Below are 23,398 nucleotides of genomic sequence, written 5' to 3'. Positions count from 1 at the left end.
CTCCGACCTCTCCGACCTCTCCGACCTCTCCGACCTCTCCGACCTCTCCGACCTCTCCGACCTCAACGATCTCAGCGATCTCTACCGTGTACCGGCGGGCGGACTGCCTGCCGGCGACGGACAGGCGTGGACCAGTTGCGCCGACCATTGCTGTGTCACGACGCCGCGCACCTGCGTCGCGGCATTCGTGTTGATCCCGGCGATCCGGTAGATGATCCGGCTCTTTGCATTCGGCCTCTCGCTCAATTGCGGCGTGAGGCCTTTCTTTTGCGCGATGGCCATCAGCCGCACCGCGCGCTCGCGATCGTTGAACAGACCGAGGGAGACGACAAGATTTGCGCCGTCGTCGTTCAGCAGGAAGTACTCGGTCACGCCTGCCGAGCGCAATTGCGCCACCTGCTTGTCGGCGGCTGCCTTGTTGGGTACCGGATCGAGGTGAACCCAGTAGCGTTTGTCGAGCGCGATGGACTGAATGTCGCCCTGGCCCGAAGGCAATGCCGCCAGCAACAGACCCCGCGCCTGCTGCGCGTCATTGGACGCGAACGGACCGACGTCGAGGCAGGCAGTTGCCGTTGCTGCAGTCGCGGCCGCTGTCGCCGCTTGCGATGCCCCGGGATCGCTCGACACGGCGTTGGGCGCTGCCGCAGACGAGACCTGGCTGGTGGCCGCTACGGCCGCCGACGCCGTCTGGGCGGCGATCGCTTGCGACGCCGTGCTCGACGCCTCGCCGTGGTCGACCGGGCCGGTGTCGGCGGTGTCGCCGGTGGCGTTCGCTGCCGACGCCTGCGCGCCGATCTCGACGCTCGTCAGGCGAATCTTCTCCGGCGCCAGTTGCTTGTCGACCCGCACCGGTTCGCGTCCGACGGCGGGCAGCACATCGCGCCACTTCAGCCAACCGAGCTGCACGGCGGCCAGAGCCGCGTTCGCAGCGATGAATATGACGAGCAACAACGCACGTAGCATTTCAAGTCCCTCTGCGGGCATGTCCGGCGTCGCGTCTTGCGCCGGCGGATGTCCGCGTGGCGCCGCCTTGCGCGACGGGCGCAGTGAGCGAAGCCGCTTGTGAGTCTGGAGATTCGGCGGCGCGAAGCGCGACCTCGTAAAGGCCGGCGGGCACCAACTGATCGTGTTCCGTGTAGGGGACGCTCAGTGTTTGCGCGAGGGCGTGCCGCGCGCCACCGGACAGGACGCAGCGCACCGGAGCGCCGAGCTGTGCCTGCAATTGCGCGAGACTGCGCTCGACGAGTCCTGCCTGCGCCGCAGCACATCCGCGCAGGATGGCTTCGGTCGTGCTGCGCGCGAAATCCTGACCACCGGAGGGCATGGCCGCGTCGAGCGTCGGCAGTTGGGCGGTGCCTTGTGCGAGCGACTGCAGCATCAGCGCCGGTCCCGGGGCGATCAGCCCGCCGAGATAATCGCCGTCTGCGCGCAAGGCCTCCACGGTCGTCGCCGTTCCCAGCGTCACGATCAACAGGTGTTCACCTGGCCACGCGGCATGCGCACCGATCAGACTGGCCCAGCGATCGCTGCCGAGCTGCGACGGGGTTTGGTAGCCGTTACGCACACCCGCCCGCGACTCGCTGGCGCGAAGCACCTGCAACCAGTCGGCCGACGCCATGCCCCACAGGGTCTGCAATGTCATGCGCACTGCCTGTTCGGCAGCGTCGCCGGCCACGTTGGTCAGCCAGACACTCGCGGGCGCGGGGCAAATGAAGCCATCGTCCTGACCGCCTTGTCCGAGGGCGAGCGGAGTGGTGTTCGGCGCGAAGTGGGCGTCGCCGCCCGTGCCGGAGGCCAATGCCGACCAGCCTGCGCGAATCTGCGTGGCGAGCGTTCGCCACTCGGCATGATCGACCGCGCCGCTGGCAAGAAATGCCGGAGCCGACGCCCGCCATTCGGCCGGGCGCGCCGCCGGTGCGAGCGCCCACTTGATACGGCTGTTGCCTGCATCCACGAGCAGCACACGCGGGCCATCCGATGCACGTTCGCCATTCGGTGCGCCTTCGTCGACCGTTCCCGGGCCGCGGCTCTCGGCTGTCGCGGTGTCCGTGCCGAGCCCCCGCCCGGGCGATTGCGTGTTCCGGGGCGACGTCATCCACGAACTCCTTGCGCGCCAGACGTGTCGAGCAGCCGCACGGAGACTTCTCCGCTGGCGATCACGCGCTCGCCCTCGTTCGTCGCGACACGCAGGCAACCTTGCGCGTCGACGCCGAGTGCCACGCCATGCAACACGTCGCGTCCGTGCTCGATGATGCGAATCGACGCGCCGCCGTAGGCATGCATGGCGTCCCAGTCATCGCGGAATGCGCTGAAGCGGTGTTCGGCGAAACGGTCCAACATCGCGGCGAGTCGCTGTACCAGCGCGACAAGTACCGTCGACATATCCGGTTCGGGGAAGAGCGATTCGAGCGCAGCGGGCGGCGTGGCCGGCACTGGCGCCTTCGTCTGCGAAGGCGCGGTATCGGCGGAGGCCGTCGCGGCGGCGCTTTCGATGCGTGTCGCCACATCGTCGGCATGTCGGAGATTGACGCCGATGCCGATCACGACGCCGATGCGTCCCGGACCGGCCGGGACTGTCTCGATGAGAATGCCCGCAAGCTTGCCGCCGTGCAGCAGTACGTCGTTGGGCCACTTCAGGCCGAGGGCATGCGGTGCGGACAGCGGGAGATCCGACAGCCCTTCCACGACAGCGACACCCGCCGCCAGCGACAGACCGGCCAGATCTGCCGGCCCCCCCGGCATCACATAGGCCAGCGAGAACATCAGGCTGTCGCCCGGCAGGCTTTGCCAGGCGCGCCCGCGTTGTCCGCGTCCGGCCGTCTGACGCATCGCGGCGCGCACGAGCGGCGTGCATGCCGGGTCTTCCCGCAATCGTGCGAGCAAGTCGAGATTCGTGGAGCCCGTGGCGTCGACCACCTCGATCTGCCAGCCGCGGCAAGTGGCGCGCAAACGCGAGCGAATCCGGTCGCCGTCGAGCTGGCGGGACACGGCGTCGCGCGACGGCGCGACACCGGTCGCGACGGGTTGGGCGGCAGCGTCGGGCCCCGTGGCAGGCGCGGTCGGGGACGAGGCGTTCGGCGAAGAGGGTGCGGCGTTATTCATGGCTGCTATTGTAGCGGCGCGATCGGCGCCGCGTGGGTCTGCACGGCGCAAACGCCCGTCTTTCGGCATTATCCGATGGGTGAGTCGGCGGATTCCGGCACGTTTTCAGTCTGCGCCGGGTTGCCATCGTTTGGCCTCGCCTGTACCGTACAATGACCGCGTTTCGCTGGATGCGAGCCGAATTCCAGCGGATTTGTCGTCAGGAGACCCTCTGCTTTGAATCTAGATGCCGTGCCCACTCTGGAGCTGACCACCTCGGCGCAAGGCCCGGTGGTAATGCTGCGCGGACTTTGGACGGCGCTGGCGCTCTCGCAGCGCAAGAAGACGCTCCTCGGGCTCGTGCACGCCTTGCCGACAGGCCCGCTGGCGTGGGACCTGACCTGCGTCGAGCGTCTCGATCACGTGGGCGCGCAGGCGTTGTGGCGCTACTGGCAACGTCGGTACCCCGAACATATTGCCCTGACGCCGACGCAGCGCGCGCTGTTTGATCACCTCGCGGAGTTCGACCGCACGCGGCAAAGCCCCGTGCCTACGCGCCGGGTCGATCCGGTCAGCCGCCTCGGGTATTCGCTGTTCACGCTCGGTGAGCATCTGCGCGACGGCATCGCCATGTTCGGCCGCTTCGTCATCGATCTCGGCCATGTCGTGCGCCATCCCGTTCGGGCGCCCTGGCTGGAGATGTCGGCAAACATTTACAACGCGGGGGCCAAGGCGCTCGGCATTACGGCGATGGTCGCGTTCCTGATCGGCATCGTGCTGTCGTATTTGTCTGCCCAGCAGCTGAAGTTGTATGGCGCCAGTACGTTCATCGTGAACATTCTCGGCCTCGCGGTGATCCGTGAGCTTGGGCCAGTGCTCGCTGCGATTCTCGTTGCGGGGCGCTCGGGGTCGGCCATCACGGCCCAGCTCGGCGTGATGCGCGTGACCGAAGAGCTCGACGCCATGCGCGTGATGGACATTCCACACGGGCTGCGGCTGGTGCTGCCGAAAGTCATTGCGCTGGCGATCGCGATGCCGCTGCTCATCATGTGGACGAACATGATCGCGTTGCTCGGTGGTGCGATCGCGGCCAAGTACGAACTCGGCATCGGCCTGCACTACTTCTTCACGACGCTGCCCAATGCGGTGCGGATCGCGAACCTGTGGATCGGTCTGGGCAAGGGGATTGTCTTCGGCATGCTCATTGCGCTGGTGGCGTGTCACTTCGGGATGCGCGTCAAGCCGAACACGCAGAGTCTTGGAGAAGGCACCACGCAATCGGTGGTCACGTCGATCACGGTGGTGATTCTGGCCGATGCGATCTTCGCGATTCTCTTCCGCAATGTGGGGATCGGATGATGCGCACGCCTGCCACGCCCGACCTTTCACCCCAGTCCACCGCCGTGATACCCGGTAGCGATGTGCTGGCCGGTGCTGTCGCCGGTTGTCCGCCGGTGTCGTCCACGCTGCCTGGCGAGGCGCAGCCGGTGATCGAAGTGCGCGACCTCACCAAGCGCTACGGCACGCACACGATTCACGAACATCTCGATCTCACGGTGCGGCAGAGCGAGATCATTGCGCTGGTGGGTGGTTCGGGGTCGGGAAAGACCACACTGATTCGCCAGATCATCGGACTCGAAGCACCCACGAGCGGTCACATTCGCGTCTTCGGTCACGACATTACGATGATCGACCGGCGCACCGCGCATTTGCTGCGCCGCCGCTCGGGAATGCTGTTCCAGCGCGGCGCGCTGTTCTCCGCGATGACGGTATTCGATAACATCGCGCAGCCGCTGCGGGAGCTGCACACGCTCTCGGAAGACCTGATTCGCGATGTCGTGATGTACAAGCTCGAGATGGTCGGTCTGTCCGGGCGCATGGCAAACCGCATGCCCTCGGAGCTTTCGGGCGGGATGATCAAACGCGTGGGCATCGCGCGAGCGATCGCGCTGGAGCCGGAGCTGATCTTTCTCGACGAGCCAACGGCGGGCCTCGACCCGCAGGCGTCGGACGAATTCGTGGACATGATTCGCGGCCTGCATCGCTCGCTCGGGCTGACCGTCGTGATGGTCACGCACGATCTGGATACGGTGATGATGCTGGCCACACGCGTGGCCGTGCTCGCGGAGCGCAAGGTGATCGTCAACGCCCCGGTGGAAGACGTGGTGCAGGTCGATCACCCGTTCATTCGCAGCTTCTTCCTCGGTGAGCGCGGCAGACGCGCATTGCTGGCTTTGCCTGCGGCACGGCGCGCCAAGATTTCGGAGTTACTCGACGATGGAAAATAAATCGCACGCTTTCATGGCGGGCCTCTTCACGCTGGTGTTGCTCGCAGCGGTCGCAGCGGCCGTGTACTGGTTCAATCGCGACAATCGGGTGCGCGTGCCCTACGACCTCGTGGCGCACACCAGCGTGACGGGCCTCAATCCCGAGTCCGCCGTGCGCTTTCGCGGTCTGGGCGTTGGCAAGGTCGAGTCGATCAAGTTCGATCCGCGCAAACCCGGCCAGATCCTGATCCGCATTCTCGTCAACGAGGGCACGCCGATGACGAAGTCGACGTTTGCCACGTTGAGCTATCAGGGCGTGACCGGGCTCGCGTTCGTGCAACTCGACGACGATGGACACGATCACACATTGTTGCCGTCGTCCGAGGCGAACGTGGCGCAACTGCGTTTGCGCCCGAGCTTCGTCGACGAACTCCAGCGGCGCGGCAACAATCTCGTGCATCAACTCGAGGAGGCGACATCGTCCGTCAACACGCTGCTTGCCCCCGAAAACCGTCAGGCGCTGCTCGACTCGATCAACAGTGTGAAGACGGCGGCGCAGAGCGTGAATCGCGTGGCGCAACAGCTTGAACCGGTCACGAAGCAACTGCCGGAGACCGTGCGTGAACTCAATGGCACGCTGAGCGGGGCGAATCGCCTGACGAATCAATTGGCGGATCCGCAGGGACCGCTCGTGCGCAATCTGAACAGCGTGGGGCAGGCGGCCGATCAGGCCGCGTCGAGCATGGCGGCGTTCCAGGGCACCATGCAGACGTTCGAAGGCTCGCTCCAGCAGGAAGCGTTGCCGCGCCTGAACCGGCTCTCCGACGATCTGCGCTTCACCACGCAGGCGGTCGGGCAGGCCGCCGACACCATCAATCGCAACCCGAGGGCGTTGCTGTTCGGCACCACGCCGCCCACCCCCGGCCCGGGCGAAGCGGGCTTTGCGTGGCCCGGCGCGGCGGGGCGATGATGCGCCATCTCATGATGCAAGGGGATATCGAAATGACCAAGCCGATTGCGGCGAATGACGTGAGCTCGAAGCGCCCGACAGGTATGCGCAACGTCTGGCTGCTTTGCCTCGGGATGGCCGCGTTGGTGGCGGGGTGTGCGACATCGTCGCCCCCGGGCGCACTCACTCGGTTCGACCTCGGGCCGCCGACCATGCCGGTTGCGGCAGCGACGGCCGCCGGTGGTGCCCAGACGCCGGGCGTCGCCACACCGGCTTCGGACGTCGCGGCCACGGGGGCTGCGCGCCTGTCACCGCTCAAGGTGGTGGTGAGCGCGCCAAGCTGGCTCGATACCGAGATGATGTATTACCGACTGCCCGCCAGCGAAGGCGATCAGGCTCGCGTGTTCGCGAACAGCCGTTGGCTGGCGTCGCCTGCGCGCCTCTTCGGCGATCGACTGCGTTCCGCGCTTTCCGTCGACCGGCCGGTCCTGTCCGCCGGCGATCCGTCGGCGGCGCCAGCGTTGCGTGTGGAGATCGAGGAGTTCGCGCAGTATTTCGACAGCGCGTCGACGAGCCACGGTGTCGTGCAGATTCGCGCCACCTTGTTCGACGGGCCGAAGTTGCTCGCGCAGACGACATTGCGCGCACAGGCGCCCGCCGCCACGGCCGATGCATCGGGCGGCGCGCGCGCGCTTGCCACGGCGACCGATGCCGTGCAAACGCAATTGATCCAATGGCTGGCCGGACGAGTGCCGCCGCCGTCGGCCACGACGCGCGCGCCGGCGCAGTCGCATGCCGTACCGGCCACGCCCGCGGCCTCGGGGGCCGCCGCGTCCGCGCGATAGGCTCACGTCGCCAATGCCCGAGCAGGATGTCAAACCCTGGCAACGACGCGCCTCTCCGCTCACGCGTCAGGCACTCCTCTGCCTGATTCTGCTGATCGCCTACGCGAGCCTGTATCCCTTTACGTTCCAGCGCGCAGCCGTCGGTCCGTTCGATTTTCTGTTTGCACCGCTGCCGCGCTGGATGACGATGTTCGACGTCATCACCAACGTGCTCGGTTACATGCCGCTGGGTGCGCTGACGGTGCTCGCCTTGCATCCGGTGTGGCGAGGTGCGCGCGCGGTCATCGCGGCATTCGTGCTCGGTGCCTTGCTCTCGTGCGGCATGGAAGCGTTGCAGACGTACCTGCCGACGCGCGTGGCCTCGAACGTCGATCTCGCCACCAACGCGCTGGGTGCGCTCATCGGCGGCGCCATCGCGGTGCCGCTCACCAGTCCGCTGCTCGATCGCGGCTGGCTGCGGCATCTGCGCTTCGCGTGGTTCGAGCGCCAGGCCAGTCTGTTGCTGGTACTGCTCGCGCTGTGGCCGTGGGCGCAGGCGTATCCACAGCAATTCCTGTTCGGTGACGGCGACCTTGTGCGCCAGATCTGGCTATGGCAGGACCCCGATGTGACCGACCTCGTGCTCGACTGGGTGCCGCGTCTGGGGCAGCTTCAGGACTATCTCTCCGCACTCGACGCCGTAGCCAGTCATGCGTTGTGGGAAACGATCGTGACCGCGTGTGGCACGATCCTCGCCGGATTGCTTGCCACGCTCGCCATGCGTCGCTCGGCACCGCGCGTGCCACTGCTCTGCGCCATGTTCGTGAGTGCGTTTGCGATCAAGGCCGTGGCGTCGGCGTGGCAGTTCTCCCCCGCACAGGCATTCGACTGGGTGACGGCCGGGGCGATCTACGGCGTGATTGTCGGCGCGCTCGTGCTGATGGTGGCCGGGCGCGGGCCGCGCGCATTGCGTGGTGCCGTGGCGCTCGCGGCGCTCATCGTGCTGCTGGTGCTCGTCAATCTGCTGCCCGCCAATCCATACTACGAAGCCGCGCTGCAATCGTGGCGTCAGGGCCAGTACGTCCACTTCAACATGCTCGCGCGCTGGCTCGCATGGACGTGGCCGTATCTCGTGCTGATCTATCTGCTCGCCATGTTCGACCCCAGCCACCGCGGGCCTGCCCGCAGCGTCGGCAAGCCGCGTTGACCCCGCGCATCGGCATCGCATTATTTCCGAATCGGAAATAGCGTATTGGTCGCTGTCCGGTTGGTGCCAAGCCCCGCCAACTCTACACTCTCATGTAAGGCATGCTGACACTTGGTGTGCCATCGCCGCCCGGCATCTACAGGCAGATCCCGGGCGGTTTTCATTGGTGAGACGAAAATGAGTACTTGGGGATTGGTCTTCGCACACAAGACACGGCAGCGCGTGCTGATGACCGTCATCGCCGCCGCCACGGGCATCGAAATGCTGGAGAACGGCATGTTCGTGTTCGCGTCGTCGCATATCGCAGGCGGCGTCGGTGCGGCCCCGGAAGAGTACGCCTTCGTCTCGACCCTCTACGCCGTGGCCGGGATCCTCGTCATCCTCAAGCAGCGCTGGCTGGCGTCGCGTCTGGGGTATCGCACGTTCCTCGCCGGAGCGCTCACGCTCATGGCATTCGGCGCCTGGCTGTGCGGCATGGCGCATAACCCGATGCAGCTCGCCGTCGCGCGATTCGTGCTCGGGCTGGGGGCGGGCTCACTCTTCACCGCCAGCCGCATTCTCATCAACTTGTGCTTTGCCCCCGAACTGCGGCTGCGCGCGCTGCTCTTCTTCACTTACGGATTCTTCGGCGGGCAGATCTCCGCGCCGTTGCTCGCGAGCTATCTCGTCGATCACTTCGTGTGGTCGTCCGTGTTCTTCGCCGTCGTACCGATCGCGCTGGTCGGCGCACTCGCCTCGTGGCTTGTGATTCCCGACTTTCGCGGGCGTTTGCGCGACGAAGGCGAGTTCGAAATGCGCGGTATCGTGTTCTTCGCGGCGGGCGTGCTGTTCGTCGAAGTGATGATGCAGCGCTCGCGTTTCGACTTCTTCTCCAATCCGCTGCATCTGCTCGAGTTGTTTCTGGTGGCCGGGATCTGCGTCGTCGGGTACATGTGGCATCAGTATTCGCACCACAAGCCGCTGATCGATTTTCGCGTGCTGGTGCGAAACCCCGTCTACGTGCTCGGCCTCGGCGGCTACGCGGTGTACTACTTCTTCTCGTATTCGACGGCGTACCTGTTCCCGATCTACATGCAGCAGGGGCTGAACTGGAGCGTCGAACACACCGGGTATTTGCAGGCGATCGCGTCGGTCACGAGTCTTGTCGTTGCCGTGTGCTACACGATGGCGCGTCCGAAGTTCGTGCAGCTCAAGCCGTTCGTGCTGCTGGGCTATCTGTGTCTGCTCGGCTACGCGTTCCTGCTCTCGCGGAGCTATCAGGGCGTGTCGAGTGCCTGGCTGATCCTGCCGATGGTGCTCAGCGGCCTGGGCGGGGTGTTCGCCATGATCCCGATTGCCGAGTTGACGTTTCGTGGCATGGACGAGTATGTCTTCCAGCACGGCTATCAGACCAAGAACATCGTGCGTCAGCTGGTGAGCTCGATGTCGGTGTCGATGATGGCGGTGCTCATGCAGGACCGGCAGGCCGTGTTCATGCATCAGCTCACACCGGCGATGACGCCGCTCAATCCCGCGTACAACGCGGCCGTGTCGCAGGCGCAGCAAGCATTCGGCGCGAGCGTCGATCCGACGACGGCCGCACACATGGCATCGGCCTGGGTCGGCGGGCTCGCCTCGCAACAGGCATTGGTGCTCGCCAGCGTGAACCTGTTCTTCGGCTTCGCGTGCCTCGCGGCATTCTGCGCGCTGTTCATGGCGGTGCAACGCCGGCTTCGGTGAGCGCTGGCGGGGCCGGCGATGTCCCGGATTTCGTGTTTCGTCGCACCGCATCGCGGGTGGCGGCGCCCGGTGCCGCAAGCGCCGGGCAGGTCGGTTAGAATGGGCCGCAATACGTGCATACGTTGCCACTTCCCGATATCCCCGACATGGCCACCCAGCCGCAGTTCTACAAACACCACGTCTTTTTCTGCCTGAATCAGCGCGAACCGGGCGCCGACCGTCCGTCGTGCGCGAACTGCAATGCGCAGTCGATGCAGGAATACGCCAAGAAGAAGGTCAAGCAACTCGGCCTGGCCGGTCCCGGCAAGGTCCGCGTGAACAAGGCCGGTTGCCTCGATCGCTGCGAGCAGGGGCCGGTGGTGGTGATTTATCCCGAAGGGACCTGGTACACCTATATCGACGAGTCCGATATCGATGAAATCGTCGAGAAGCATCTGGCGCAAGGCGAGATCGTCGAGCGTCTGCTGATCGACTGATCCGGTGCCGGATTGGCCCACATTGCGCACTTTCGCCCGATGTTGCCTTCGGCGGCTCGCCATGTGCGCTTCGTAGCCTTCGTACGCCTGAACCGAACGCATTGCTCGCCTGCCCGGCGGCGTTTGTCCGATCGCAGGCGTAGTCGCACTTCCGCTCAATACTGCTCATGAACGCTCAGACTGAACGATTCACCATCGACGGCCCGGTCGGCGCCATCGAAATCGCCATTGACCGCCCGGCCGGCGCGCCGCGCGGCATCACGCTCGTCGCGCATCCGCACCCACTGTTTGGTGGCACGCTCGACAACAAGGTCGCGCAGACGCTGGCACGCGCCTTCGTGCAACTCGGCTACGCCGTGGTGCGCCCGAACTTCCGTGGCGTGGGCAAATCGGCCGGCGAACACGACAAGGGCATCGGCGAGCGCGACGATCTGCTCGCGGTGATTGCCTGGATGCGTCAGCAGCCGGGTTGGGAGACGCTGCCGCTCGCGCTGGCCGGATTCTCGTTCGGCACGTTCGTGCTCTCGCACGTCGCCAGGACGCTCGAAGCCGCCGGCACTCCCGCGCAACGTCTGGTGTTCGTGGGCACGGCCGCCAGCAACTGGGATGTGGCGACGGTACCGGCAGACACGCTCGTGATCCACGGCGAAAAGGACGACACGGTGCCGCTGCAATCGGTACTCGACTGGGCGCGTCCTCAGACCCTTCCCGTCGTGGTCATCCCCGGTGGCGAGCACTTTTTCCATGGCCTGTTACCGCTGCTGAAACAGATCGTGGTCGACGCGTGGCGTCATTGATACACCGGGCGTGAATTTCCCCGGATTTCGACGCCCGGCGCCTGTGGCGCTGGGGGCGCGAAATCATGGCGGGTATAATCCGCCTCTGAACCTTGTCATGTCCTGCGGGGTCTATGTCCCGGACAGGCATGGCACCGGCACCCCGGTGCCGCTGTCTCCGTCGCCGTGCCGCGGGCTCGCCAAAGCGCCGCTGCCACGGCGCTTCTTCAAGCGCAGATGCCCCTGAGCCTCACTTCGTTTTTCTCTTCGCCCATGACATTCAACGCTTCGCTGTCCCGTGCCGCCGCTGCCGCGGCACTCGTCGCTTGCGGCTCGCTTGCAACGCTCCCCGCCCGTGCCCAACAAATTCCGCCGCCGCCGATGACGGCCAAGGCGTGGACGATCGTCGACGTGACCAGCGGTCAGGTGCTCGCCGCCGGTGATCCGGATGCCCGTGTCGAGCCGGCCTCGCTCACGAAGATCATGACGTCGTACCTGATTTTCGAAGCGCTGCGCGACAAGCGTATTTCGATGGAACAGACCGTGATTCCGGGCGAATCCGTGCGCAAGGTGGGCCGCGACGAATCGCGCACGTTCATCGAAGCCGGCAAGCCGGTCTCGGTGCACGATCTGGTCTACGGCATGATCATCCAGTCGGGCAACGATGCCTCGATCGCGCTGGCCGAACTCGTCGGCGGCTCCCAGCCGGGCTTCGTCGAACTGATGAACCGTGCGGCGCAACGCATGGGGCTGAAGAATACGCACTACACGAACGTCGACGGTCTGACCGACCCGCAACACTACACGACGGTCGCCGATATCGCCCGTCTGTCGACGCTGATGATTCAGGACTTCCCCGAGTACTACAAGATCTACTCGGAGAAGAGCTTCACGTACAACAACATTCGCCAGCCGAACCGCAACCGTCTGCTGTATCTCGATCCGACGGTCGATGGCCTGAAGACCGGCCACACCAAGGAAGCGGGTTACTGCCTGGTGTCGACGGCGTCGCGTCCGATGCCGGGTGCCGCAGGCGTGAACCGCCGCGTGCTGTCGGTCGTCGTTGGCGAGCCGACCGAACGCGCACGCGTGCAAGACAGCCTCTCGGCACTGAACTACGGCTACCAGAACTTCGACACGCTGCGTGTCTACGGCGCGAATCAGGTCGTGGCCACGCCGAAGGTGTGGAAGGGCAAGGAAAGCGAGCTGAAGATCGGCGTGAAGAAGGACACCTTCATCACCGTGCCGAAGGGCATGGCCGACAAGATCAAGCCGCAGCTCGAACTGCGTGAGCCGCTGATCGCTCCGCTGGCCAACGGCGCGCAGGTCGGCACCGTGAAGGTCATGGCCGACGGCAAGCAACTGGCCGAATTCCCGGTCGTGGCGCTGGTCGACGTGCCGCAAGCGAGCTTCATCGGCCGCGCGTGGGACGCGCTGCGTCTCATGTTCGTGAAGAAGTAATCGCCATGCACAACCCCACCGTCTGGCTCAACGGCGAGATGATTGCGCTCGCCGACGCGAAGATTTCCGTGCTCGACCGCGGTTTCCTGTTCGGCGACGGCATCTACGAAGTCGTGCCGGTCTATCACGGCAAGCCGTTCCGGCTCGCGCAGCATCTCGACCGGCTCGAGCGCAGCCTCGCCGAGATCCGCATCGCGAATCCGTACACGCGCGCCGAATGGGAAGCGCTCTTCGCGCGCCTGTCGGCCACGTGCGACGCCGATCCGCACAGCGTCTACGTGCAGGTCACGCGCGGCGTGGCGCCGCGCCAGCACACCTTCCCGAAGGACATCACGCCCACGGTGTTCGGCATTGCGACGCCGCTCACGCTGCCGGGCCGCGAGAAGGTGGCGCACGGGGTGGGGGCGGTGACGCATGAAGACCGTCGCTGGCTGAACTGTCACATCAAGTCGACGTCGCTGCTGGGCAACGTGCTCATGGCGCAGTACGCGGCCGATCACGAGGTGCAGGAGACGATCCAGTTCCGCGACGGGTATCTGACCGAGGCGTCGTCGAGCAACGTGTGGGTGGTCAAGGGCGGTGAAATGTTCGCGCCGCCGCGCGATAATCGGATTCTCGAGGGCATTCGCTACGGCGCCCTCGAGACATTCGCCCGCGAGTGCGATATCCGGTTCCACGAGCGTCCGGTCAGCGCATCGGAAGTACGCGACGCCGACGAATTGCTCATCACGTCGGCCACGAAGGAAGTGCTGGCAGTGGTCACGCTCGACGGCAAGGCGGTCGGTGACGGCAAGCCGGGCCCGGTGTTCCGCGCGCTCTACGCGGCCTATCAGCGGGCCAAGGAGGCACTATGACGACGGAAAAGAAGGAAAGCCTGCTGGAGTTTCCGTGCGACTTCCCGATCAAGGTGATGGGCGCGTCGCAGGACGGTTTCGCCGACGCCATCGTGGCGCTGCTGCGTGAGTTCGACGCGGAGTTCGACGCCGCGACCGTGGAAATGCGTCCGTCCAGTTCGGGCAAGTATCTCGGCCTGACCGTGACCGTGCGTGCGCATTCGAAGGCGCATCTCGACGACATCTATCGCGCGCTCACCGGCCATCCGATGGTCAAGGTCGTGCTGTAAGCCGCTCGTTCGGTACGCCCGGCGTCTGCCGGGCGCCATCGTGGGGCGCGTCAGGCGTGCGTTGGAGCGCCATCGTCGGGCGGCAGCGTGGGGTCGAGCCCCAACTGCGCGTCCGTCGTCATTTCTCCTGCCGTGGCGGCCATGCCGGCTGCCATTGCGGCAGGGCTAGGCTTCGTTGGGCGGCGCAGCATGTGCTTGACCGACTCGAACGCCGCCAACTCCTCCAGAAACCACGTCCGGAACGCCTGAACGCGCTGCGTCTGCAGCACCGCTGGCGGACACACGAAGTAATAATCCCATTCGCAAGGCGTATCGACGTCGGAGAGCCGCACCAGGCGCCCGGCCATGATGTCGCCCACGGCCAGCGAACGGCGCACGAGGGCCACGCCCTGGCCGACGATCGCCGCCTGCGACAACATCCCCGAATCCTCGTACATCATGCCTTGCGCCGGTTCGGGCAGGTCAAAGCCTGCCGCCGCAAACCAGGGTGCCCACGGCTCACCTTCCGAACGTAGTAACGTGCTTTGGCGGAATTCGTCGGCCGTGCGCGGAACATTCCCATCGTTGTATGACGGGCTGCACGCCGGGAAGAACACGTCATCGAGCACCTTCTCGATGTGCAGCCCCGGCCAGTTGCCTTTGCCCATGCGCAGGGCGATGTCGACGTCATCGCGCTCGAAATCGATCAGATGCGCACTGCACCGCAGCTCCACTTCCAGCTCGGGATGACGGTCGATGAAGCGGCCGATGCGTGGCGTGAGCCAGCGGCTCGCGAACGACGGCATGGTGGTGAGCACCAGACGCCGCTCGCTGCGCGTACCCGCCTGCAGCTTGCGCGTGGCCTGCGCGATGTCGTCGAGCGCGGTGCGGATCGACGTGGCGTACTGCCGGCCCGCCGGCGTGATGCTGATGCGCTTGCCGTTGCGGGCAAAGAGCGCGGTGCCCAATTCCTGCTCCAGCGCGCGAATCTGATGACTGATGGCGCCATGCGTGACGAACAGTTCCTCGGCCGCGCGGGAGAAGCTCTCCAGTCGCGCCGCCGCTTCGAATGCGCGCAAGGCGCTCAGGTTTGGAAGTCTCCGAAGGTCCATGTGAGCTCTATTGGCAAGGCCGTGAAAATATGTCGTTTGGTGCGGCGCTTGGCAGTCCCTATGATTCAGTCATTGTCTCGCACTGAGTGGGGGTCGTAAAATGCAAAACAATTTGACAAAGGTGCAGTACTTCTACGGTATTCGTCCGGGCGAAGTGATTACCCTCGACCTTCACCACGAGCATACGCTGGTTGCTCGCGGTTCGGCGGTCTGGGTCACCCGGGCGGGCGACCCGCGCGACTACTGGCTGATGCCCGGGCAGCGCCTTGCCGTCGAGCCGGGACGCCGTTACTGGGTCTCTTCCGAGGCGCAAGCCGAAGCCGCGTTGGAGCGCGACGTCGCACATCGTTTCCCGATGATGCGCACGCTTGGCAGGTGGCTGGCCGGACGCCGCGCAGCGCGTGAAGCGAATTCCTGCACCGCCGCTGCCTGATACCACCCGGGCATCCGCCCGTCGAATCCACGCGCTCCGGGGCGAGTCTCGCCGACGAGCGCGTGTTTCGTTTCTGGCGCCGGGGCGAGTGCCGTCAATGTGTTACTGGAATTCACAACAAGACGCGCAATAATTAATCCGAAATTTGCCGATAACGCGTCGAAATCAGAGAAGTCGTTCCCGATGACCCAAGCCTCACCGCCCGCTCGCATGCCGTCGCCTTCCCCCGAATCTGCCGCCCTTCGAAACGCCCAGGCCGACGAACGTCTCGGTCGCATGCTGATGGTCGCCGCAATGGTGATCTCGGGAACGATTGGCTGGTTCGTGCTGATTTCGGGCCAGCCGGCGCTGAATGTGGTGTTCTTCCGTTGCCTGATCGGCGCGGCGAGCCTGTGCGCGTGGTGCGCGTACCGGGGCTATTGGCGCGGGCTGCGCATGGCGCGCTGGCAGATCGTGAACGTGACGCTCGGTGCGATCACGCTCGTCTCGAACTGGTATTTCCTGTTCACGGCGTATCGATTGACGTCGGTGGGCATTACGACCGTGGTCTACAACGTGCAGCCGTTTCTGCTGGTGCTGGCAGGCGTGGTGGTCACTCGGGAGCGTCCGTCGGTGGCAACGCTCGGCTGTCTGGGCGTGGCGTTTGCCGGTTTGGTGATTCTGGCCGAACCGGGTGGCGTGCACGGCCCCGGGTACCTCATCGGCGTGGCGAGCGCGCTGGCTGCCGCGTCGTTGTACGCGGCGACGACGCTGTTCACCAAGAAGCTCGCCGGGACGATCCGGCCGGAGATCATCGCCGCGCTACACATGGTGATCGGCGCCGTCGTGTTCGTCTGGATGGCGGATTTCCACCATTTGCCCGCCGCGCCGCGCCAGATCGGCGCCATCGTGACGCTCGGGCTGTTCCACACGACGTTCATGTATCTGCTGCTGTACGGCGCGTTTCAGAAGGCGTCGACGTCAAGCCTCGCCGTTTTCGGGTTCGTTTACCCGGTCGTGGCGGTAGCCGTCGACTTTCTGGCGTTCGGGATCGTGTTGCACCCGACGCAGTGGCTGGGGGGCGTGATGATTCTTCTCGCGGCCGGCGGGTACGCGCGAGGCCTCGGGGCGCCGGCGGTGAAAAAGACCGCCTGAGCCCCCGGGCGTTTCGGCGCCGGGAGGGGGTGTTGCCATCGGGCAACATCGGCCGCCTCCGCCCGGCGTGGCAAGGCCCGCAGGGCTTCGAGCAAGAGTGTGCCGGTTTCGCTAAAATTGCGTCCATGACCTCCCCGATCGAAGTGTGCTGGCGCGGCACCGAAGACTACGCCACATCGTTCGACGCCATGCGTGCGTACACCGACACGCGTGGCCCGCACGGCCCCGACCAGCTCTGGATCGTCCAGCATCCGCCTGTCTATACGCTCGGACTCGCCGGCGACCCCGCCCATCTGCTCGTTGCGAACACCGGTATCCCGCTCGTCAAAGTCGACCGCGGCGGCCAGATCACGTATCACGGCCCCGGCCAGGTCGTGATCTATCTGCTCGTGGACCTGCGCCGCCGCAAGCTCGGCGTGCGTGAAATGGTCCGGTTGATCGAGCAGGCGGTGATCGACACCCTTGGAGCGTATAATCTCGACGTTGAGCGCCGGGCCGGCGCGCCGGGCATCTATGTGAGCCAGGGCGACGGCGCCGCAGCGCATGCCGGCGCGAAGATCGCCGCGCTCGGGTTGAAGATCCGCAACGGTTGCAGCTATCACGGCGTGTCGTTGAACGTCAGCATGGATTTGCGGCCGTTCGACTGGATCAATCCGTGCGGCTATGCCGGCCTGCAAACCGTAGATATGGCCACGCTCGGCGTGGCGCCCCGCTGGGACGAAGTGGCCGCGCGACTGGCGCAGCAACTCGGTCATCACCTCGAACAGCACACCGCGACGGCCCTGGCCGCGCCGCAGGCCGATCCGGCTGCGGGCGCTACCGCCGCCGCCTGAATGGACGTCTGGAAAGCCCCAACATGACCACCGTGACTCAGAACGACACCGCGAACAAGGAAGTTCGCACGATCGATGGCGATTACGACGCCACCGCCAAGCAGAAGTCGCAAGCCAAGACGGCGCGCATTCCGATCAAGATCGTGCCGATCGAGCGTTTGAAGAAGCCGGACTGGATTCGCGTGAAGGCGGCGACCCATACGTCGCGTTTCTACGAAATCAAGCAGATCCTGCGCGAGCACAACCTGCACACGGTCTGTGAAGAGGCGAGCTGCCCGAACATCGGCGAGTGCTTCGGCAAGGGCACGGCCACGTTCATGATCATGGGTGACAAGTGCACGCGTCGTTGCCCGTTCTGCGACGTCGGCCACGGCCGCCCGGACCCGCTCGACGTCGACGAGCCGCTCAACCTGGCGAAGACCATCGCCGCGATGCGCCTGAAATACGTGGTGATCACGAGCGTGGATCGCGACGATCTGCGCGACGGCGGTGCCCAGCACTTCGTCGATTGCATTCGCCATGTGCGCGAGCTCTCGCCGCAAACCCGCATCGAAATCCTGACGCCGGACTTCCGCGCCCGTCTCGATCGCGCGCTGGGCATTTTGAACGCCGCACCGCCCGATGTCATGAACCACAATCTCGAAACGGTGCCGCGTCTGTACAAGGAAGCGCGCCCGGGCTCGGACTACCAGCACTCGCTCACGCTCCTCAAGGAGTTCAAGGCGAAGCATCCGGACGTGTCGACGAAGTCGGGCCTGATGGTCGGTCTGGGCGAGACGGATGAGGAAATTCTCGAAGTGATGCGCGATCTGCGTGCGCACAACGTCGACATGCTCACCATCGGTCAATACCTCCAGCCGTCGGAGCACCATCTGCCGGTCCGCCGTTACGTGACGCCCGATACGTTCAAGATGTTCGAGGAAGAAGCCTACAAGATGGGCTTCACGCACGCCGCCGTGGGCGCGATGGTGCGCTCGAGCTATCACGCCGACGTGCAGGCGCACGAAGCGGGTGTGGCCGACGCCATCTGACCCGCTGCGCAACTCGCGCATGACCGGACAAAACACGCGGATCGTCGAAAGACGGTCCGCGTTTTTATTTGCCCGTGCGCATTGGATGGGCCAACCGGCAGGCTTCGCAAGTTGGCGCTGTTCACCCACCGAGTCGTCCATTCCAGTCGTCCATTCCATTACGCGGCGTCACAAACGGCGCCCGGTTCGATACGTAAGACGCGCCACGCACACCACTGCTCTCCGCCAAAGTCGGTAAAACGCACGTCGATCTGTGCGCAACGTCGCCGATTCATGCGACTTGCGCCCCGTGCGCCTTCTATCCCGCGCCGAAATATGTTGTAACAACCCGAACCTTGTCTGCGTCCCCCTGTTGTTTCAGAATATTGAAACCTTGTTTTGCTTGACAAAACAATGCGCCTGCCATGCGCGTTGGCGGGTGGAAGTCATGGATGCGCGTTAGGAGAGGGGGCATGTCCCGTCAGGTCGTCGAGGGCCGGTATTTTGTCGAAGCACCGCAAAGGGGCTCGGCAGGCCTTGGCAAAGGGTTGCCGCTGGTGATCGACGCACCGCACAGCGGTCATGTCTTTCCGCCGGATTTCGACACGATTGCGCCAACTGCTGCGATCCTCGCGTGCGGCGACGCCTATGTCGACGAATTGTGGTCGGTCGCCACGCACCACGGCGCCACGCTTGTCGCGGCGCTGTTCCCGCGGGCCTATATCGATCCGAACCGAGCCGAACACGATATCGATCCCGAGCTGATCGCGAGTTTGTGGCCGCACGATGCGCGTCCGCAGGCCTACAGCGAGCGCGGTGTCGGGCTGCTGCATCGGTTCGCCGCACCGAACGTGCCGCTCTACGACCGTCGCCTCACAGTGGCCGAGGTGGAGCGGCGTATTCACGACTACTACCTGCCCTACCGCCAGACATTGCGCGACACGCTCGATGCGGCCTGGCGCGAGCACGGCGTGGTCTGGCATCTCGACTGCCATTCGATGCATTCGCGCGGCGGCGCGCTCGACCCCGACGCGGGCATGTCGCGCCCGGACGTGATTGTGAGCGACGCCGACGGCACAACGGCCGACCCGGCGTTCTCGCGCTGGGTCATGGCCGAGTTCACGCGGCTGGGCTTGCGCGTGGCCTACAACACGCCTTATCGCGGCGGCGATCTGGTGCGCCACTTCGGCCGCCCCGCCGAGCGGCGTCACAGCGTGCAGATCGAGCTGAACCAGGCGCTGTACCTGAATGAATCGCGCGCCGAGAAACATGACGGTTTCTCGACGCTGCAATCGCAACTTGGCCAATTCGCGGCGGCACTCGCCGCCTACGCCGAACAACATAGCGAGGAAGCTTGATGGACTACACAGTCGCTTCGGTCGACACGGCACTCACGCTGCTGTCGCTGGTCGGGGAATGCCCCGGCCTGGGTGTGACGGAACTGGCGCAGCGTGCCGGCCTGAACAAGTCGCGGGCGTTTCGTCTGCTGGCGACGCTCGAACAGCATCGCTGGGTGGTTCGCGAAGGCAGTCCGGTGACATATGTGCTCGGCGCCCAGGCGCTGGTGCTGGGGGTCGCCGGTCACGAGCAGGTCAATCTCGTGAAGGTGGCGCATCGTCACCTGCAGGCGCTCAGCCGCGCGCTCAACGAGAACATTCAGTTGCGCGTGCGCGATGGCCTCGAATCGCTGTGCGTGGCACGTGTCGAGTCCACGCACGAGCTGCGGGTGCACGGCGTGGTCGGCAACCGTCGTCCGCTCTATGTGGGCGCGTCGGGCCGCGTGCTGCTCGCCTTCGCCTCCGACGACGTGCGCGCCCAGGTGCTGGGCCGTCCGCGCAAGCGTTACACCGCAGGCACCCTCATCGAACGTGACGAACTGGCTGCCGAACTGCTCAACGTGCGCCGCCAGGATTGCGCCGTGAGCTTCGGCGAACTCGCGCCGGAAGCCGTGTCGGTGGCTGTGCCGGTGCGCGACGCCTCCGGCGAAGTCATCGCTTCGCTGTCGGCGTCGGGCCCGTCGTCGCGCATGACGCGTGCGCTCCTGCCCGACATCTCGTCGCGACTCTCTGCCTGCGCCGCTGAAATTTCTGCGGCGCTGGGTTATCAGATTCCTGTCCCCGAGGCGCTCTCCGCCTGATTTTCCGGAAACCCGGAAAGCTATTGCGCCATTTTTCTGGGTTTCCGTATACCCGACCATCGGGTTTTCCACAGTTTGACTCAATAAAATCAAAGACTTGCTTTGTTGGCATAAGTCTTGCTTTCTGACGCGCGTGCTGTTGCGTTGTCCGAATTTCCGACGGAAATCCGGAAAACCGCGACAAGCCGTTCCAATAAGAGAGGAGACCTTATGTTCAAGCAATGTCTTGCCGCCGCAGCGCTGTGCGCGGCTTCGCTACATGCCTTTGCCGACGATCTGGTGCGTCTGGGCAATCTGAAGTTCGCCCACTACGGCGCCGTGTCGTACATGAAGGTGATCGGGCCCAAGTACGGCCTGAAGATCGAAGAGCGCATGTTCGCCAAGGGTGTGGACATCATGCCGGCGATCGTGGCAGGCCAGATCGACGTGTCGGCAAGCGCGCTTGACGCCGCCATCGCAGGTCGTGCGCAGGGGGCGCCGATCTATGCCGTGGCCGGTTTCGCGAAGGGCGGTGTGCGTCTCGTCGCGAAGAAGGGGCTGCCGATCAGCAAGGTTGCCGACCTCAAGGGCAAGAAAGTGGGCGTGGCCCGTGGCGGCGCGCAGGAACTCATTCTCTACGCGGAACTGGCCAAGGCCGGCCTGACGTGGTCGGATCAGCCGGGCAAGGACGTGCAGATCATGTTCATGGCCTTCGCCGATCTGAACCAGGCGCTTGCCGCCGGCAGCATCGACGCGATGTGCCAGTCCGAGCCGCAGGCCTCGCAAGCCATCAACAAGGGCTTCGGCACGGAAGTCCTCAAGCCGTACGACACGCCGATCGGCGAGCCGGTGCGTGCCCTCGTGATCACCGAGAAGCTCTACAAGGACAAGCCGGACGTGGCACAGCGTCTGATGTACGCCTTCGTCGAAGCGACCGACTACTTCATCAAGAACCCGCAAGCGGCCGAGAAGTACGTGCGCGAGGACATGTTCAAGAACCAGATCACCACGCAGGATTTCACCGACGCCATCGGCAACTCGCCGTATAGCTACGATCTGAGCACCTCGCACGTGCAGCTCACCACCGACCTCATGAAGAAGTACGGGGTCGGCAAGCTGCAGGATCCGGTGCCGAAGGCCGACGACTGGGTCAAGCTCGACCTGCTTGCCAAGGCCAAGACCAAGCTGAACATCAAGTAAGACGGGGCGAAACGGATGGCTGCCGTACTTGCTAATTCGGGCGTCTCGCGCACCACGCGTGTCATGCGTGGTGTGCTGATTCCGCTCGCGGTCCTGGTGGTCTGGCAGATCGTCACGGGCCTCGAGTGGATCAACCCGATCATTCTGCCGTCGCCGGTCGCTGTGCTGGCCAAATGGTGGCAATACCTCAAACCGACCGTGGCGATGGCCGAGGGCTTTGGCGCCTGGCTGCAATCGAGCGAATTGCTCATGGACGCCACGCACAGCCTGTATCGCGTGATCATGGGCTTCCTCGTGGGCACGGTCATCGCGTTGCCGCTGGGGCTGCTCATGGGCACCAGCACGCGCGTCTACGGACTGTTCAACCCGCTGGTGCAGGTGGTGCGTCCGATTCCGCCGATCGCCTACATTCCGCTGGCCATTCTCTGGTTCGGCCTGGGCAATCCGCCTGCGTTCTTCCTCATCGCGCTCGGGGCATTCTTCCCCGTGCTGATGAACACGATCGCGGGCGTGCGCCATGTCGACGGCATCTATCTGCGCGCCGCACGCAATCTCGGTGCAAGCCAGTTCACGATCTTCCGCCGCGTGATCATGCCGGCGGCCACGCCGTACATTCTCTCGGGCATTCGCATCGGTATCGGTACGGCGTTCATCGTCGTGATCGTGGCCGAGATGATTGCCGTGAACAACGGCCTCGGCTACCGCATTCTGGAAGCGCGCGAGTACATGTGGTCGGACAAGATCATCGCCGGCATGCTGACCATCGGTCTGCTCGGCCTGATCATCGATCTGGGCATGGATCGTCTCAACAACCACCTGCTCAAGTGGCACCGTGGTCTCGAAACCAAGTGAGGCGAGCGACATGCTGATCGAAATCGAAAACGTCAACAAACAGTTCCCGATCCCCGGCGGTGTCGTCGACGCGCTCAAGGACATCGACCTGAACATCGCCGCCGGCGAGTTCGTCTGCCTGCTCGGCCCGTCGGGCTGCGGCAAGTCGACGCTGCTCAACGCGCTGGCGGGCTTCGTGCAACCGACCTCGGGCGCCATTCGTATCGATGGTCGTGCCGATGCGGCGGCCGAGCCGGGCCCGGATCGCGGCATGGTGTTCCAGCAGTACGCGCTGTTCCCGTGGATGACGGTGGCGCAGAACATCGCGTTCGGGCTGGAAATCAAGGGCATGAAGCGCGCCGAGATCAACGAGCGCGTCGACCTGCTGCTCGGCAAGCTCAACCTGCGCGAGTTCCGCGATCGCTTTCCGCGCGACCTGTCGGGCGGCATGCGTCAGCGCGTGGCGATTGCCCGCGTGCTCGCGCTGGACAGCCCGATCATGCTCATGGACGAGCCGTTCGGCGCGCTCGACGCGCTCACGCGTCGCACGTTGCAGGACGAGCTGCTGCGCATCTGGGAGGAATTCCGGAAGACGATCATTTTCGTCACACACAGTATCGAGGAGTCGATCTATCTGGCCGACCGGGTCGTCGTCATGACGTACCGGCCGGGCACGGTCAAGCAGGACGTGGTCATCGAACTACCCCGTCCGCGCGACACGGCGGGCAGCGAATTCAATGAATTGAAGAAGACGCTGGCCCAGATGGTGATGGAGGAGCAAATGCGCTTTGCGCAAAGCGAGATTCGCGGCGTCACCGCGGATTGATAACAAGGGCGGTGGCTTGCCCCGCCGCCTGAAGAGGAAAC

General features: G+C 64.9%; 24 protein-coding genes. 20 read left to right on the top strand and 4 right to left on the bottom strand.

Annotated features, from left to right (window positions below):
• Nucleotides 1–81: 81 nt before the first annotated feature.
• Genes ABWO90_RS07120 through ABWO90_RS07110 form a run of 3 tightly spaced genes read right to left on the bottom strand, consistent with a single transcriptional unit; the run spans nucleotide 82 to nucleotide 3,102 of the window.
• Nucleotides 82–963, bottom strand: coding sequence for an SPOR domain-containing protein (locus ABWO90_RS07120; RefSeq protein WP_353190489.1), 882 nt, complete (start codon nucleotides 961–963; stop codon nucleotides 82–84).
• A gap of 1 nt (nucleotide 964) precedes the next feature.
• Nucleotides 965–2,095, bottom strand: a complete 1,131-nt coding sequence (locus ABWO90_RS07115) for a type III pantothenate kinase (protein WP_353190488.1) — start codon at nucleotides 2,093–2,095, stop codon at nucleotides 965–967.
• Nucleotides 2,092–3,102 (bottom strand): biotin--[acetyl-CoA-carboxylase] ligase, encoded by a 1,011-nt coding sequence (locus ABWO90_RS07110; protein WP_353190487.1) that lies wholly within the window; start codon nucleotides 3,100–3,102, stop codon nucleotides 2,092–2,094. Before ABWO90_RS07110 ends, ABWO90_RS07115 begins: the two co-directional genes overlap by 4 nt.
• A gap of 216 nt (nucleotides 3,103–3,318) precedes the next feature.
• On the opposite strand from ABWO90_RS07110, the gene ABWO90_RS07105 reads away from it, so the two are divergent.
• The 11 genes from ABWO90_RS07105 (at nucleotide 3,319) to ABWO90_RS07055 (ending at nucleotide 13,883) form a co-directional block, all read left to right on the top strand.
• Nucleotides 3,319–4,440, top strand: coding sequence for an MlaE family ABC transporter permease (locus tag ABWO90_RS07105; protein WP_502922557.1), 1,122 nt, complete (start codon nucleotides 3,319–3,321; stop codon nucleotides 4,438–4,440).
• Nucleotides 4,437–5,369: an ABC transporter ATP-binding protein gene (locus ABWO90_RS07100; protein ID WP_353190486.1), complete on the top strand. Its 933-nt coding sequence runs from the start codon at nucleotides 4,437–4,439 to the stop codon at nucleotides 5,367–5,369. Before ABWO90_RS07105 ends, ABWO90_RS07100 begins: the two co-directional genes overlap by 4 nt.
• A complete protein-coding gene (locus ABWO90_RS07095; protein WP_353190485.1) occupies nucleotides 5,359–6,318 on the top strand; it encodes an MlaD family protein in 960 nt (319 codons plus the stop codon). The genes ABWO90_RS07100 and ABWO90_RS07095 overlap by 11 nt, the downstream gene beginning before the upstream one ends.
• 32 nt (nucleotides 6,319–6,350) lie before the next feature.
• Nucleotides 6,351–7,142 (top strand): ABC-type transport auxiliary lipoprotein family protein, encoded by a 792-nt coding sequence (locus ABWO90_RS07090; protein WP_353190484.1) that lies wholly within the window; start codon nucleotides 6,351–6,353, stop codon nucleotides 7,140–7,142.
• A gap of 13 nt (nucleotides 7,143–7,155) precedes the next feature.
• Nucleotides 7,156–8,328, top strand: a complete 1,173-nt coding sequence (locus tag ABWO90_RS07085) for a VanZ family protein (RefSeq protein WP_353190483.1) — start codon at nucleotides 7,156–7,158, stop codon at nucleotides 8,326–8,328.
• Nucleotides 8,329–8,505: 177 nt separating this feature from the next.
• Complete coding sequence (locus ABWO90_RS07080; protein ID WP_353190482.1) at nucleotides 8,506–10,047, top strand: MFS transporter; 1,542 nt, start codon at nucleotides 8,506–8,508, stop codon at nucleotides 10,045–10,047.
• Nucleotides 10,048–10,193: 146 nt separating this feature from the next.
• The gene (locus ABWO90_RS07075) at nucleotides 10,194–10,523 is read left to right on the top strand and encodes a (2Fe-2S) ferredoxin domain-containing protein (protein ID WP_353190481.1); all 330 of its coding nucleotides are present in this window, start codon (nucleotides 10,194–10,196) and stop codon (nucleotides 10,521–10,523) included.
• A 167-nt stretch (nucleotides 10,524–10,690) separates the two neighbouring features.
• Nucleotides 10,691–11,320, top strand: a complete 630-nt coding sequence (locus ABWO90_RS07070; RefSeq protein WP_353190480.1) for an alpha/beta hydrolase — start codon at nucleotides 10,691–10,693, stop codon at nucleotides 11,318–11,320.
• A 216-nt stretch (nucleotides 11,321–11,536) separates the two neighbouring features.
• Nucleotides 11,537–12,760, top strand: coding sequence for a D-alanyl-D-alanine carboxypeptidase family protein (locus tag ABWO90_RS07065; protein WP_502922556.1), 1,224 nt, complete (start codon nucleotides 11,537–11,539; stop codon nucleotides 12,758–12,760).
• 5 nt (nucleotides 12,761–12,765) lie between these two features.
• A complete protein-coding gene (locus tag ABWO90_RS07060) occupies nucleotides 12,766–13,614 on the top strand; it encodes a D-amino acid aminotransferase (protein WP_353190478.1) in 849 nt (282 codons plus the stop codon).
• A complete protein-coding gene (locus tag ABWO90_RS07055) occupies nucleotides 13,611–13,883 on the top strand; it encodes a DUF493 family protein (RefSeq protein ID WP_353190477.1) in 273 nt (90 codons plus the stop codon). Before ABWO90_RS07060 ends, ABWO90_RS07055 begins: the two co-directional genes overlap by 4 nt.
• Before the next feature lie 50 nt (nucleotides 13,884–13,933).
• Here the strand turns inward: ABWO90_RS07055 and ABWO90_RS07050 are convergent, their stop codons facing one another.
• Nucleotides 13,934–14,974 (bottom strand): transcriptional regulator GcvA, encoded by a 1,041-nt coding sequence (locus tag ABWO90_RS07050; protein ID WP_353190476.1) that lies wholly within the window; start codon nucleotides 14,972–14,974, stop codon nucleotides 13,934–13,936.
• Between the two features lie 100 nt (nucleotides 14,975–15,074).
• On the opposite strand from ABWO90_RS07050, the gene ABWO90_RS07045 reads away from it, so the two are divergent.
• The 9 genes from ABWO90_RS07045 to ABWO90_RS07005 all read left to right on the top strand — a co-directional run bounded on the left by ABWO90_RS07045 (nucleotide 15,075) and on the right by ABWO90_RS07005 (nucleotide 23,357).
• Nucleotides 15,075–15,407: a DUF2917 domain-containing protein gene (locus ABWO90_RS07045; RefSeq protein WP_353190475.1), complete on the top strand. Its 333-nt coding sequence runs from the start codon at nucleotides 15,075–15,077 to the stop codon at nucleotides 15,405–15,407.
• A gap of 183 nt (nucleotides 15,408–15,590) precedes the next feature.
• Entirely contained in the window at nucleotides 15,591–16,541 is a 951-nt protein-coding gene (locus ABWO90_RS07040; RefSeq protein WP_353190474.1) for a DMT family transporter, read from the top strand.
• 125 nt (nucleotides 16,542–16,666) lie between these two features.
• A complete protein-coding gene (gene lipB, locus ABWO90_RS07035) occupies nucleotides 16,667–17,374 on the top strand; it encodes a lipoyl(octanoyl) transferase LipB (RefSeq protein ID WP_353190473.1) in 708 nt (235 codons plus the stop codon).
• A gap of 23 nt (nucleotides 17,375–17,397) precedes the next feature.
• Nucleotides 17,398–18,405 carry a lipoyl synthase gene (gene lipA / locus ABWO90_RS07030; RefSeq protein ID WP_353190472.1) on the top strand — a complete coding sequence of 336 codons (1,008 nt, stop codon included), beginning with the start codon at nucleotides 17,398–17,400 and terminating at the stop codon, nucleotides 18,403–18,405.
• 452 nt (nucleotides 18,406–18,857) lie between these two features.
• Nucleotides 18,858–19,742: an N-formylglutamate amidohydrolase gene (locus tag ABWO90_RS07025; protein ID WP_353190471.1), complete on the top strand. Its 885-nt coding sequence runs from the start codon at nucleotides 18,858–18,860 to the stop codon at nucleotides 19,740–19,742.
• Entirely contained in the window at nucleotides 19,742–20,521 is a 780-nt protein-coding gene (locus tag ABWO90_RS07020; RefSeq protein ID WP_353190470.1) for an IclR family transcriptional regulator, read from the top strand. The genes ABWO90_RS07025 and ABWO90_RS07020 overlap by 1 nt, the downstream gene beginning before the upstream one ends.
• Before the next feature lie 210 nt (nucleotides 20,522–20,731).
• The gene (locus tag ABWO90_RS07015) at nucleotides 20,732–21,700 is read left to right on the top strand and encodes an ABC transporter substrate-binding protein (RefSeq protein WP_353190469.1); all 969 of its coding nucleotides are present in this window, start codon (nucleotides 20,732–20,734) and stop codon (nucleotides 21,698–21,700) included.
• A 15-nt stretch (nucleotides 21,701–21,715) separates the two neighbouring features.
• Entirely contained in the window at nucleotides 21,716–22,552 is an 837-nt protein-coding gene (locus ABWO90_RS07010; protein WP_353190468.1) for an ABC transporter permease, read from the top strand.
• Between the two features lie 10 nt (nucleotides 22,553–22,562).
• Entirely contained in the window at nucleotides 22,563–23,357 is a 795-nt protein-coding gene (locus tag ABWO90_RS07005; RefSeq protein WP_353190467.1) for an ABC transporter ATP-binding protein, read from the top strand.
• The last annotated feature ends 41 nt before the right edge of the window (nucleotides 23,358–23,398 follow it).

Origin of the sequence: Pandoraea pnomenusa, from assembly GCF_040391475.1 — a bacterium.
GTDB classification, from domain to species: domain Bacteria; phylum Pseudomonadota; class Gammaproteobacteria; order Burkholderiales; family Burkholderiaceae; genus Pandoraea; species Pandoraea pnomenusa_C.
Note: the sequence above shows the minus strand (reverse complement) of the source record. Positions and strands in the feature narration are given on the sequence as shown.